Source organism: Xenorhabdus bovienii (genome assembly GCF_024721015.1).
Lineage (GTDB): Bacteria > Pseudomonadota > Gammaproteobacteria > Enterobacterales > Enterobacteriaceae > Xenorhabdus > Xenorhabdus bovienii.
In genome coordinates, this window is record NZ_JANAIF010000009.1 from 51,827 (window position 1) to 64,083 (window position 12,257).

16 protein-coding genes and 1 pseudogene are annotated in these 12,257 nt (G+C 45.7%); 10 read left to right on the forward strand and 7 right to left on the reverse strand.

Features of this window, described 5'->3' with window-relative positions:
* Positions 1 to 55: 55 nt before the first annotated feature.
* The 9 genes from fliJ (at position 56) to fliR (ending at position 6,388) form a co-directional block, all read left to right on the forward strand.
* Positions 56 to 502, forward strand: a complete 447-nt coding sequence (gene fliJ, locus NXS07_RS04395) for a flagellar export protein FliJ (protein ID WP_258086230.1) — start codon at positions 56 to 58, stop codon at positions 500 to 502.
* Complete coding sequence (locus tag NXS07_RS04400) at positions 499 to 1,863, forward strand: flagellar hook-length control protein FliK (RefSeq protein WP_258086231.1); 1,365 nt, start codon at positions 499 to 501, stop codon at positions 1,861 to 1,863. Before fliJ ends, NXS07_RS04400 begins: the two co-directional genes overlap by 4 nt.
* A gap of 203 nt (positions 1,864 to 2,066) precedes the next feature.
* Entirely contained in the window at positions 2,067 to 2,543 is a 477-nt protein-coding gene (gene fliL, locus NXS07_RS04405; protein WP_038208742.1) for a flagellar basal body-associated protein FliL, read from the forward strand.
* A gap of 5 nt (positions 2,544 to 2,548) precedes the next feature.
* A complete protein-coding gene (gene fliM, locus NXS07_RS04410) occupies positions 2,549 to 3,556 on the forward strand; it encodes a flagellar motor switch protein FliM (RefSeq protein WP_038208745.1) in 1,008 nt (335 codons plus the stop codon).
* The gene (fliN, locus tag NXS07_RS04415; RefSeq protein ID WP_012989125.1) at positions 3,549 to 3,956 is read left to right on the forward strand and encodes a flagellar motor switch protein FliN; all 408 of its coding nucleotides are present in this window, start codon (positions 3,549 to 3,551) and stop codon (positions 3,954 to 3,956) included. Before fliM ends, fliN begins: the two co-directional genes overlap by 8 nt.
* Before the next feature lie 2 nt (positions 3,957 to 3,958).
* Entirely contained in the window at positions 3,959 to 4,456 is a 498-nt protein-coding gene (gene fliO / locus NXS07_RS04420) for a flagellar biosynthetic protein FliO (RefSeq protein ID WP_038222063.1), read from the forward strand.
* Between the two features lie 82 nt (positions 4,457 to 4,538).
* A complete protein-coding gene (gene fliP, locus NXS07_RS04425) occupies positions 4,539 to 5,255 on the forward strand; it encodes a flagellar type III secretion system pore protein FliP (RefSeq protein WP_143827733.1) in 717 nt (238 codons plus the stop codon).
* Positions 5,256 to 5,333: 78 nt separating this feature from the next.
* Positions 5,334 to 5,603, forward strand: coding sequence for a flagellar biosynthesis protein FliQ (gene fliQ, locus NXS07_RS04430; protein ID WP_012989128.1), 270 nt, complete (start codon positions 5,334 to 5,336; stop codon positions 5,601 to 5,603).
* A gap of 2 nt (positions 5,604 to 5,605) precedes the next feature.
* A complete protein-coding gene (fliR, locus tag NXS07_RS04435) occupies positions 5,606 to 6,388 on the forward strand; it encodes a flagellar biosynthetic protein FliR (RefSeq protein WP_258086232.1) in 783 nt (260 codons plus the stop codon).
* A 28-nt stretch (positions 6,389 to 6,416) separates the two neighbouring features.
* Here the strand turns inward: fliR and budC are convergent, their stop codons facing one another.
* The 5 genes from budC to NXS07_RS04460 all read right to left on the reverse strand — a co-directional run bounded on the left by budC (position 6,417) and on the right by NXS07_RS04460 (position 10,167).
* Positions 6,417 to 7,175, reverse strand: coding sequence for a meso-2,3-butanediol dehydrogenase (gene budC, locus NXS07_RS04440; protein WP_258086233.1), 759 nt, complete (start codon positions 7,173 to 7,175; stop codon positions 6,417 to 6,419).
* Positions 7,172 to 7,765, reverse strand: coding sequence for a DUF1349 domain-containing protein (locus NXS07_RS04445; protein WP_052726045.1), 594 nt, complete (start codon positions 7,763 to 7,765; stop codon positions 7,172 to 7,174). Before NXS07_RS04445 ends, budC begins: the two co-directional genes overlap by 4 nt.
* A gap of 10 nt (positions 7,766 to 7,775) precedes the next feature.
* On the reverse strand, positions 7,776 to 8,090 hold the full coding sequence (locus NXS07_RS04450; protein WP_258086234.1) for a Dabb family protein: 315 nt from the start codon (positions 8,088 to 8,090) through the stop codon (positions 7,776 to 7,778).
* A 49-nt stretch (positions 8,091 to 8,139) separates the two neighbouring features.
* A complete protein-coding gene (locus NXS07_RS04455) occupies positions 8,140 to 9,108 on the reverse strand; it encodes a zinc-binding dehydrogenase (protein WP_258086235.1) in 969 nt (322 codons plus the stop codon).
* 372 nt (positions 9,109 to 9,480) lie between these two features.
* Entirely contained in the window at positions 9,481 to 10,167 is a 687-nt protein-coding gene (locus NXS07_RS04460; RefSeq protein WP_038204527.1) for an ArsR/SmtB family transcription factor, read from the reverse strand.
* Positions 10,168 to 10,241: 74 nt separating this feature from the next.
* Between NXS07_RS04460 and NXS07_RS04465 the strand changes: the two genes are divergently transcribed.
* Entirely contained in the window at positions 10,242 to 10,571 is a 330-nt protein-coding gene (locus NXS07_RS04465; protein ID WP_038204529.1) for an antibiotic biosynthesis monooxygenase family protein, read from the forward strand.
* 5 nt (positions 10,572 to 10,576) lie between these two features.
* Here NXS07_RS04465 and NXS07_RS22540 read toward each other — a convergent pair.
* Positions 10,577 to 10,926: pseudogene (locus NXS07_RS22540) on the reverse strand (DUF2645 family protein).
* Between the two features lie 343 nt (positions 10,927 to 11,269).
* Positions 11,270 to 12,232, reverse strand: a complete 963-nt coding sequence (flgL, locus tag NXS07_RS04470) for a flagellar hook-associated protein FlgL (RefSeq protein WP_038214551.1) — start codon at positions 12,230 to 12,232, stop codon at positions 11,270 to 11,272.
* Positions 12,233 to 12,257 lie beyond the last annotated feature (25 nt).

Consider the following 12,257-nt stretch of genomic DNA (forward strand, 5'->3'; position numbering starts at 1 on the left):
ATTAATGTAATTCAGTAACGCTTATGTCTGTTTTGTCATTAAAACGAGGAAATACATGCAACAGCACTCCCCTCTCGTGACTTTACGTGAACTTGCTCAAGATGCGGCGGAAAAAGCGGCAAGGCAACTTGCACAGATCCGGCAGAGTCACCAGCAAATGGAGCAACAGCTCACGGCGTTGACGAATTATCAGGATGAATATCGTACACGTTTAAATGACACACTCAGTTGCGGCATGTCCAGCTCAACCTGGCAAAACTATCAGCAGTTCATGAAAACGCTGGAAATGGCGATTGAACAACACAGGTTACAGCTTACCCAATGGAAAAATCGGCTTGAGCAGGCCATGTCACAATGGCAGGAAAAACAGCAGCGTCTGAACGCCTTCGACACACTGCAACAGCGGGCAGAGCACAATTTGAAGTTACACCAGAATCGCATGGAGCAAAAACAAATGGATGAGTACGCACAACGTGGTGCACAACGGAGAATGAAACAATGAACCTCACTCTTTTGCCTACTGATATAAAACTCACGGAAAAAAGTCAGCCGACGTTGAATGATCCCTTGGCCCGTAACAATTCTTCTGAATTTGGGCAGCATCTCGATGCAGAAATAGCCTCTGTGCGGAAGACGGCGGCCCGGGCTGATAAAAATGGTCTGAACAATGAGAAGCACCCCAGCGATAACCCAATCGAAGGTGAATTGGCACCCTTACTGGCTGTAGCAGACAACACTGTAATTAGCGTTGGTGGTAAAACGCTGGCTGGGGGCAAACCATTGACAGAAATCTCCACACCGGAAAGCGATATTGATTTCGCTGTGTTGAAGGATGAAGATCTCTTGTCTGCTGAAGCTCTGGTTGCTGCAATGCCAATCCAACTCGCAGGATTGATCAACGCTCAGTCGATTCCTGCGGAGGGTGCTGAAAACACAGACGAACTGCTACGTGGTGAAAATACCGGTGCGGAGACTTTACTGGGTCAGAATGTAAAACCTGGCAAGAATGCAAAAGTCGATGCTGCACTGATCACTACAGATCGTACTGACCACCCCAAAGATGGCGAACAAGATAAAAGTATCCGGTCTTTCGCCACGCAAGAGACGACCCTGAGCAACAACGCGGAACAATCAACCAAAACACGTCCAACTTTGGCTCCCGTTGCCGGGCAAGTGAAACTCGCCATCAATAATAAAGCAGAACAAAACTCCGCTTCCCAAAATAACGGAAAAGAGTTGAATCAGTTCCAGACAGCGATTCAGGGGATACCCGCACGGGTGGCGGCCACGGCTGAAACTTCCCAGCCAGAATTACCTGCGATACTGGCTGCCTCTCCCCTGCTTTCAGCGGGACAGCAAACAACCGGTCAATTTCAGTTAAACGGCACTCCTACTCCGCTACTGAGTGCCCATCTTGGCAGTGAAGAGTGGCAACAGCAGCTCAACCAACATGTCCTGTTCTTTAATCGCAACGGGCTGCAACAGGCCGAATTGCGCTTACACCCTCAAGAATTAGGCGCACTGCATATCCGCATGAATGTTGAAGACAATCAGGCTCAACTGCATTTTGTCTCTGCACACCAGCATGTCCGTACAGCACTGGAAGCGGCGTTACCCGGGCTTCGCCATGCATTGGCGGAAAATGGCATCCAATTAGCACAAAGCAGTGTAGGCGGTGACACTCAGGGAAACTGGCAGCAGGAACAGGCGGGCGATTCACCGAGTCATTCCCATCACTCTGCCAAGGCTCAGGGACAGGATTCAGCCGCCGTGACACAGATGCCAACGACTCATGAATCAGCCATCAAAATAACACCGCAGCAGCTCGCTTCAATTCGCGGAGGTGTTGATATTTTCGCCTGATTTCAGGATGCACGGTAATAAACGGCAAGAAAAAGAAAGAAGGCCGATAACAAACGTATGAGTTAATGGTTTTTTCCGCGTTTGTTCTCGCTATTGGCGGAACAAAGACGCGGGATAATTGATATCGATTTTGATGGATAAGAAGACCCGCCACGGAATGCGCGGGAACTTATCCGCAACGGAAAACAGGAATTTGTCTGTCCATGTCTGATTATAGCTACGAGCGTAAACGCACAAATCCAATTTGGATAATACTGTTAATACTGATTGCTGTTCTTAGTGCCGCCATCGGAGGGTATAGCTGGTGGACAATGAAGCAGCCAACCAAGAACAGCACCGAAAAAGCCAAAGTCATCAGTACCCCGGTATTTATGACGCTGGAGAATTTTACCGTCAATTTGATCGACAACGAAGACCATATTGACCGTGTTTTACATGTTGGAGTGACACTGCGCCTGCCTGATGAAAAAACCCGTCAGCGCTTCCATGATTATCTGCCAGAAGTTCGTAGCCGTATGCTGCTATTGTTATCCCGTCAGAAAGCGATAGATCTGGCGAACGATGACGGCAAGATGCGTTTGGTGGCAGATATCAAGCAGACACTGCGCCCAACGATGATACCCGGTGAGCCAGATCAAGTGGTCACCGATGTGTTGTTTACCACGTTTATTTTGCGATAATCACGATGAGTGACAATATTCTTTCACAGGCAGAGATTGATGCTCTGCTCAATGGTGACAGTGCCACTGCCGATGACGTAGAACCCACTGCGTCAGGGGAGAGTGAGATTCGACCTTACGATCCCAATACACAGCGTCGTGTTGTACGCGAACGTTTGCAGTCACTGGAAATCATCAATGAACGTTTTGCCCGTCAATTCAGGATGGGGCTGTTTAATATGCTGCGCCGCAGCCCGGATATTACGGTCGGCGCGATTAAAATCCAGCCTTATCACGAATTCGCCCGCAATCTGGCCGTGCCAACCAACCTCAATCTGGTTCATCTGAAACCTTTGAGGGGAACCGCACTATTCGCTTTTGAACCCAGTCTGGTTTATATCGCCGTTGATAACCTGTTTGGCGGTGATGGCCGTTTTCCGACCAAAGTCGAAGGCCGTGAATTCACCTATACCGAACAGAGAGTCATCAACCGGATGCTGAAACTGGCACTGGATGCCTACCGTGACGCATGGGATTCCATCTTCAAAATTGAAGTGGAATACGTCCGTTCCGAAATGCAGGTAAAGTTCACCAATATCACCACCTCACCGAACGATATCGTGGTCACGACACCGTTTCAGGTGGAAATTGGTGCACTGTGCGGAGAATTCAACATTTGTATTCCTTTCGCCATGATTGAACCTCTGCGCGAACGTCTGACCAATCCTCCTGTAGAAAATGCACGTCAGGAAGACGGCCAGTGGCGTGAAAGTCTGGTGAAACAGGTTCAGCATTCAGAATTGGAACTCGTTGCTAACTTTGTTGATATTCCCCTGCGACTGTCAAAAATTCTCCAACTGAAACGCGGCGATGTTTTACCGATTGAGAGACCGGAACGCCTTATCGCTCACGTTGATGGTGTGCCCGTGCTCACCAGCCAATATGGAACACTGAACGGGCAGTATGCCCTGCGTGTTGAACACCTGATTAACCCTGTTTTAAATGCTCTGGATGAGGAAAAGCCCAATGAGTGATGCTAAACAACCCGCAGAAGCCAGACTGACTGAAGATATGTGGGCAGAAGCACTGGAACAACAGGCCGCACAGCAAACCTCTGACAGCGGCGCGTCAATATTTGAGAACCTGGAGCCGCAGGACGCGCTCGCCCAGCTTTCTGATATTGACCTGATCATGGATATTCCCGTTAAGCTCTCTGTTGAGCTGGGACGCACTAAAATGACCATCAAACAACTCCTGAGACTGTCCCAAGGCTCAGTGGTTCCTCTTGATGGTCTTGCCGGTGAACCACTGGATATTCTGATCAACGGCTATCTGATTGCACAAGGGGAAGTGGTTGTCGTATCCGATAAATACGGTATCCGTATCACGGATATCATCACGCCTTCTGAACGCATGCGTCGTTTGAGTCGTTGACCATGATGGCGAACCAGCCTTCCCTTTATGCTTCTTTTCAACATGGTGCAGCATCTGATGCTGCACCTGTTAACGCAAAAGCTAATACCCTATCTGCGAACACGGTGAAACAAACAGCCAGTCCCGAACCCCTCCCCGCCAGTCAGACACTAATGCAGGTCAGCAGTGCACTAGGCGGCATCCTGCTGCTGATTTTCGTCATGACATGGCTGATTCGTCGTCTGGGTCTTGCTCCTGCCAAGAACAAAAATCACCGGTTGCTCAATGTGAAAGCGAGTTGCTCTCTTGGGCCAAAAGAACGGGTCGTTGTGCTGGAGATCGAAGACAGTTGGCTCGTATTAGGCGTTACACCCCAACAGATTAATGTCTTGCATCAGATGCCTGTGCCACCTGATAACGCGGAAAAGGAAACTGCACTCAAGACGTTACCCTTCAGCCAAATGTTAAAAAATACGCTCCAGCGAAAAAGCAAGAACGACAAGGATGACGATGAAAAATAGCGTTTTCTTTATGACAGGCACTCCAATGACTGGCAAGAAATTTGTTTCTCTCCTCCGGCCTGTGCATTTAGCAACCCTGCTGATGGCGCTTTTGTTGCCGCTATTTCCCATGAATGCCGCGGCCGCATTGCCTGGCATTATCAGCCAGCCGATGGCAAATGGTGGGCAAAGCTGGTCACTGCCGGTTCAAACCCTAGTTTTCATCACGGCACTGGGTTTTATCCCTGCCGCTTTGCTGATGATGACCAGCTTTACCCGCATCATCATCGTGCTTGGTTTACTGCGTAACGCACTGGGAACACCTTCTGCCCCACCCAATCAAATCATGATTGGCTTGGCACTGTTCATGACTTTTTTCATTATGTCGCCCGTATTCGATAAGGTTTATCAAGATGCTTACTTGCCTTTCAGTGAAGACAAGATAAGTCTGGAAGCTGCACTGGACAAAGGTGCCCAGCCTCTGCGTCAGTTCATGTTGCGCCAGACACGACAAACCGATCTGGCACTGTTTGCCCGTCTTGCGGATCAGGATGCTTTTGAAACAGCGGATTCCGTCCCCATCCGTGTTCTGGTTCCGGCATTTATTACCAGTGAATTGAAAACCGCATTCCAGATTGGTTTTACGCTCTTCATTCCTTTCCTGATCATCGATCTGGTCGTTGCCAGTGTCTTGATGGCCTTGGGGATGATGATGGTTCCCCCTGCCACCATATCGCTGCCCTTCAAACTCATGTTGTTTGTTTTGGTGGATGGCTGGCAATTGCTGCTTGGTTCACTGGCACAAAGCTTTTATGTCTAGCGAACAGTTTTTATGTCTAGCGCGAAATTTGCGTGAAATCCTATTGGAACAAGATCGAAAAAGCGGTTTAAAAAAATTATGACTCCAGAATCGGTAATGGCTCTCGGCATTGAGGCAATGAAAGTGGCGCTGGCGCTGGCCGCCCCGCTGCTTCTGTCTGCCCTGATATGTGGTTTGGTGATCAGCCTGTTGCAGGCAGCAACTCAGATAAACGAAATGACCTTATCGTTTATCCCTAAAATTCTGGCTGTTTTTGTCACTATCGTTATCGCTGGCCCGTGGATGCTGAACTTACTGCTAGATTATATGCGCGTGCTATTTAGCAGTATTCCAACCATTATCGGCTAATCATGATCCCGTTTGATAGCGAAATGCTCTCTCGTCTTGTCAGTGATTTTTTCTGGCCACTAGTACGCCTTTTGGCGCTGTTCAGCACAGCCCCCATTTTCAGTGAAAAGCAGACACCGATAAAAGTCAGAATTAGTTTGGCGCTGGCGATCACCTTTTTGTTGGTTCCTAACATACCCTCTCCGCAAATTCCGATATTTTCCGTTGCGGGGGTTTGGGTCATGATACAGCAAATATTGATTGGTGCTGCGCTGGGATTGACCATGCAGATCGCTTTTGCAGCAATACGTCATGCCGGAGAAATACTCGGCTTACAGATGGGGCTTTCATTCGCCACATTTTTTGATCCTACTGGTGGCCCGAATATGCCAATTTTGGCGCGTATTCTGAACTTGCTGATGATGTTAATGTTTCTGGCTTTAGATGGGCATTTATGGTTACTGAGCATTATTGCCGGGACATTTGATTCGATTCCCATTCAACCAATGCAATTGAACCCCAAAGGTTTTCTGTTGTTAGCCCAAAGTGCCAGTTTAATCTTCATTAACGGTATGATGCTGGCAATGCCGCTGATTACCCTGCTGTTGGTCCTGAACTTTGCCTTGGGGATGCTCAACCGCATGACGCCACAACTTTCCGTGTTCGTCATCGGCTTTCCGCTGACGCTCACCGTGGGGATCTTTACACTTTCCCTGTTGTTCCCGATGCTGGCGCCCTTTACTGAACGGTTAATGGCAGAAATATTCGATCGGCTGGCAGTGATTATCGGGGAGCTGGTGTTATAAATCACCGCTCCCCGGTACCCCTTTATGTTTAACTAAAATTGGGCTGACCATTTGATGCCGTAACACCACCATCGATTGGCAGGTTAACGCCATTAATAAAGCTGGCATCTTCGCTGGCTAAAAATGCAATAGCTGATGCAACTTCAGCTGGTGTTCCCGCTCTTTTCATCGGGATGCGGGAATCGAATTTTTGCAGAACCTCATCGGGCATATATTCGGTCATTGGTGTGATGATCAGGCTTGGGCACACTGCGTTGACCCGAATCCCCTGTGAGCCATGATCCAATGCCATGGCACAGGTCAGATTGACCACCGCCCCTTTTGCAGTACAGTAATAAGCATTGCCCCAATCAGCCCTTATCCCCGATACAGAGGCATTATTGACAATACACCCTTTGCTTTTGAGCAAATGAGGCAAGGCAAAATGGCTGCAATAAATAACGCCATCAAGGTTGGTCGCCAACACTTTTTTGCCATCATCCAGCGAAGTATCCAATATCGTACTGGGAATATACAACCCGGCATTATTGACGAGAATATCTATCTTGCCGAAGTGTTCGATGGTCTCATCAATCATCATCTTGACGGAATCCTGATCCGACACATCCGCCTGAATGACCCGTGCGTGGCTGGATGACAGCTCACTGTACACTCGATTAAGTTTATCAACGTTGCGTCCCACCAAAACAACAATGGCACCTTCTTGGGAAAAACGCTTTGCCGTGGCTTCACCGATACCACTTCCCGCACCGGTAATCACGACTACTTTATTTTCAAATCGCATCATTTTATTACTCTCATTGACGTATTTTCAAAGTTCGCCACAAACCCAGACTGACGGGGACAAGCAGCATAAATACCTGCCCACATGTCACCGGATTTGACTGCGATAAATGGCGTTATTCTGACCGTATTTGGCAGGCCATCACCATATCGCATGGATAATAAACAGGCTCCCGATGATATTTCAGCAATCAGGGTAATCGGCATACTGATGTCATCAATGATTTCACCAGACCAATCCGATACCCCCTGTGATGTTACTGTCGTGCCTAATTTAATGGTTTTGTCTGGCTCCAGTTCCAGTGAGAACTTTATCCAATTTTTATCAGACAGACGGATCATTAACCCAGCCTGATCATAATCCTGCTGTGGCGAGAAAATAATCTCCGTTGAAATGACGACATTACCGCTAAAAGAAGCCAACAAAGCATGTCCATTGTCAGCCGTATGACCGAAGTAGGTTTCCCGCCAGAAATCGGTTTCAGACGCAGGTTTTATTCTGCATAATCCGATATCTGTTTCCCAATAAGGAGCTGGGTTCAACCATTTAACCGTGCTGTTTACTGGTAATTCAATAAAAACATCATTCAGCATGTTGATGCTCTCACTGTGTAATATCAAACACGATCAGCGAATTCAGCCCGTCTTCAAGGGCAGGAAACAGAATGTCATCACACAATGCCGTGTGAGCGGGTGATGCCAGATAGTGTTCTAGCTGAAATTGATCATCAAATTCCAGACGAAGAAGATAGCAATATCCTTGATCCCGCCCTTCCAGACTGGAATTCAGATGCCAGCTTGCATGGCGTATTTCAGGTATGGATTGCGGCATAGACACGAGTTTATCTAAAACGGATTTTATGTCGTCGTCCGGCAAGTTATTTTTAAATTTATAGAAAACAAGATGTTCAATCATCATATCCTCCAGAATTTTATTTGCAGCGTCTTTTTTTATGTCACGTTAATCACTAAATGGTAGATAAGGGATCAACCAGCGTTTTCGTTCCCAGTATCGGCGAAAAATGTAATAACTCTTTTTCCAGTGCCTTCAGGCCGATGGTTTTTCCTAACAAAGTAGAAAAAAACGGCTGGTGTGCGACGACAGTATCCCTCGATTGGCAAAAAGTTTCCCGATCACAACCGGCCAGAGAGGTGACAAGATTAATTTCCCTTGTCATCAACTCATTAGGACTAAATGAAAACGTCGCTTCAGCCAGTGGTACCCCATAAATCATCAATGTTCCACCACGCCGGACAGCATGGAAACAGTCCGCCAGACCCTGCTGTGACCCACTGCATTCAATGGCAACATGGAAATGTTCCTGCGGGATTTCAGTGATTCGTTGAATAGCGGGGTAAGATTCAGCCCAGGCCATGGCATCTGCCTGAACATCATAGAGCGTCAATTCCAGTGCGGGGTACAAAGTATGAAGGAGATAAGTGATTAATTTCCCTGAAATCCCCGATCCCTGAACCAATACTTTGATTTCTGACTGGGTATTGAGAACCGTATCCAAACGTTTGATGCCATGTATAGCACAGGCCAGCGGTTCAATCAGCACGCCAATGCGGTGATCAATACAGGTAAAAGGCACCAGATTATTTGCTGGCGCATGAATTTTACTGGCAAAGCCGCCATGTTCATTCACGCCCAATTCTCGCATGTGGCGACAATGGCTGGTTTTTCCTTCGAGACAATAATCACACTCGCCACAATTGATCTCATTATTCAGCGCATAATATTGACCGTGCCCATCACGACAAACCACTTCATGCCCAAGAACCGTATTAGTACGCGCTGGATTATGCGTCAAATTAACATCTGTCCGGCAAATACCCACCCGATAAACCTCCCATGCTGGCCATTCTGTATTGGAATCGGGCATATCCTCGATATAACGAAACTGGTTTCGCTCAATTAATACCAATGCGGCCATTATTTATTCTCCAATTTCTTATGCAGATTAGCGATAACTTGATCCAGTACAGACAACGTTCTATCAATTTCCTGATAATTTCATTGATTAACTTAATATCGATATTTTTATAAATTATATTTTATTTAATTGAGCATAGTTATTATAAAATAAAGAAATATCAAGCCATAAAAATTTTACATAGAATGTATATAACCATCCCATTAATCCATAAGGAACCGATTAAAAGATTAACAATTAAATTATTTGCTTATTGTTATCATAGCATTATTGGAACTTGTACTAATATCCAATTTTTTGTCGCATTCTTGCCAAGGCAGTCCCCTCAGAAAAGCATCATTACAATCCCTGGGATCATGGATTAAAATACTATCAATTTATATCCACATCAAACTTTTGCATGAGAACTCTTCTTCCTTGCTCCGTCAATATCAATTCGCGGCTATCTAATTGTCTAATCGCCCATTTTTTCTGTAAAAACGTCTTAAACAACGAGGCACCCAGAAATCCGCCAAGATGAAAATGCCGTTCACTCCAATCAAGGCAAGAACAGGCAAATTTCCGCCTCGACGAGGATTCTGTATCACAACACACGCCAATAGAAAGTAAAAAATCGTTCCCCCTCTGCGTCAATTTATAATCACGGGTCATCCAATGGTTCGTAAGCAGGCTGTTATGGATTTTTACCGCAATTTCTCCTGCCATATGGTCATAACAGGTTCGGAAAAAATGCAGTGATTTTGGTGTGGAAATTATGGCGATATCCGTGTGATTACGATTGGCAAAATGCATCATGCTTTCCAGCAATGCAGCCACTTCTTCGCTGTGAATTTTAAAATAACGGTGCCGTCCCTGTTTAACGCAGATCACCAGTTTCCCTTCTGCCAGTCGATTTAAGTGAACACTGGCTGTCGAAGGTGCAACATCAGATGCCGCACTTAATTCCGTTGCAGTATAAGCGCGACCATCCATCATCAGAAACAACATACGGGTACGAGTGCGATCCGCAAGCACCGCCGCAATCGTCGCAACACTTTCCTCAAGGTTAAGCTCATTCATATTTCGCTAATCACCGAAGTAACAATGAAACCAGCAAGATATCTTAGCGTTTTCTGTCCTTCAAGGAGCTAATCATGTTAGCTGTTATATTTGAGGTCGAAATCGCAGAAAACCAGAGTGATCGTTATTTTGACACCTCAGCCACATTAAAGCCGATATTGGAGGCGATCCCCGGTTTTATTTCCGTGGAACGTTTTCAGAGCCTCAATAATAATCATAAATACCTTTCACTTTCATATTGGCGTGATGAAGAAGCAGTCAAACAGTGGCGGAATACTTACCCACATCGGGAAGCGCAGAAATTGGGACGCAATGGTGTATTTACAGATTATCGATTAAAAGTAGTGACGGTTATTCGTGATTACGGGTTGAATGCGAGAGAGGAAGTACCAAAGGAAGATTGAGAACATTAATGCGTCACCAATGGACAATCAATAAACCGACCAAAGAACATCCAATACCAGTATCCCGCTGAAAAGCCAACAGTAACCAAATAGCTGATGGCTTTGAGCTTATTTTCCGGAAATCCTTTAATACTCTTCACAACAAATGTCACCATAAAAGGCAGTAAAAAACAAAACACAACGGCGCAGTCAATACCCTGTCATCATCAATAACAAAAGCATTGACTACATCACAGACTGTATTGATTCCTTCTTCCCCGATTGCCCATTCATAATCAATTGTAGAAAAACATCCCACCAATATGGTGCTGAACAAAATAAAGACAACACATATTAATATGTTTATAATTTTCATGCTTATTTATTCTTCTTGTCTATATAAAGACAAGATTTCATCCTTGCTCAAAATAGCTGAAATGTATCAGCAAACGTTTATATCAAAAAAACTAACGCATTATTCTACTTTCCTATCAAAGATAAGATCTTGATCACAAGATAAAATATTATAATAAACCAAAAAATCGGAATTTATCATAGAGCAGAGAATTCAAGACTCTATTTATGGTATGAGAATTTATGAGATTGATAACCGAGTATGACAGGCACAATAGGGAGAAACAGACAGGCTCTTACCCATTTCTCCCTATTGCAGAGAAACAGATAAGAGCCTGAAAAGAAAAAATTTATACCAAACTGACTTAACGATACATCTCAAATAGAGACAAACCTTTTAAGTCAGTGAAAGCTTTATAAGAAGCTTGCAGGGCAGCCTGCTGCTGATAATAGCTGGAAATGGACGATGCCCAATCCACGTCCACTAATTCCCCTGTACGAACTTTATTGGATATGCTGCGCTCACTGCCCAGCGAGTCCAGTTGTTCCAGTTCCTGAAGCTGGAGGCCGAGAACCGCTTCCACCGAAGAGAAGTTGTCCAGACTATTGCGGATACCACGGTTGGCTTTATTTATCAGCTCCATGGCATCATTCTTTTCCGACTCACTGGCCGTGCTGTACGGCGTTCTCAACGCCTTGATTGCTAAGTCAAGGGTAGTAAAAACATCTGGCTCACCAGTGCCACCATCGGGTTCTTTAATCGGATTGGTCGTTGTCGATAAAAAAACCTGCTGCCCTGTATGGGCAATGATCATCGAGCGGTTATCATCCACTTTCTGGGTAATTTCTTCATGTCCACCTTTATAATGAACTTTCCCAGACTCATCCGCTTTGAAAGGTGGAACGTCGGTTTTGTAACCCCCAAAGATATAGCGGCCATTACCATCCGTTTTATTACCAAGATTCAGCAATTGTTGCTTAAAACCTTCCAACTGCTGCGCATAGGATGCGCGATCCTGATCGCTCTGCTTATCCGCTGCCGCCACCAAAGTCTCAAAAACATTGGTCGCAACCGAAACGATATTTGAGGTAATGCTTAATTGAGCTGACATGGAGTTTCTGGCAAAAATACGCGCTGTCATAAACTGCTGATTTTTCGATTCAGACTGAGAAACCATGATGCTCTGTGAAGCCGCTAAGGGATCATCTGACGGGTTAATAACCCGTTTCCCCGTGGACAGTTGCTCACCATAGCGCATCCATTTGGATTGGGCGCCCAAAATCCCGTCCATTTTTTGACTGTATAATAGATTCGTACTTACACGCACAATATCACGTCCTTTTTATTATCAA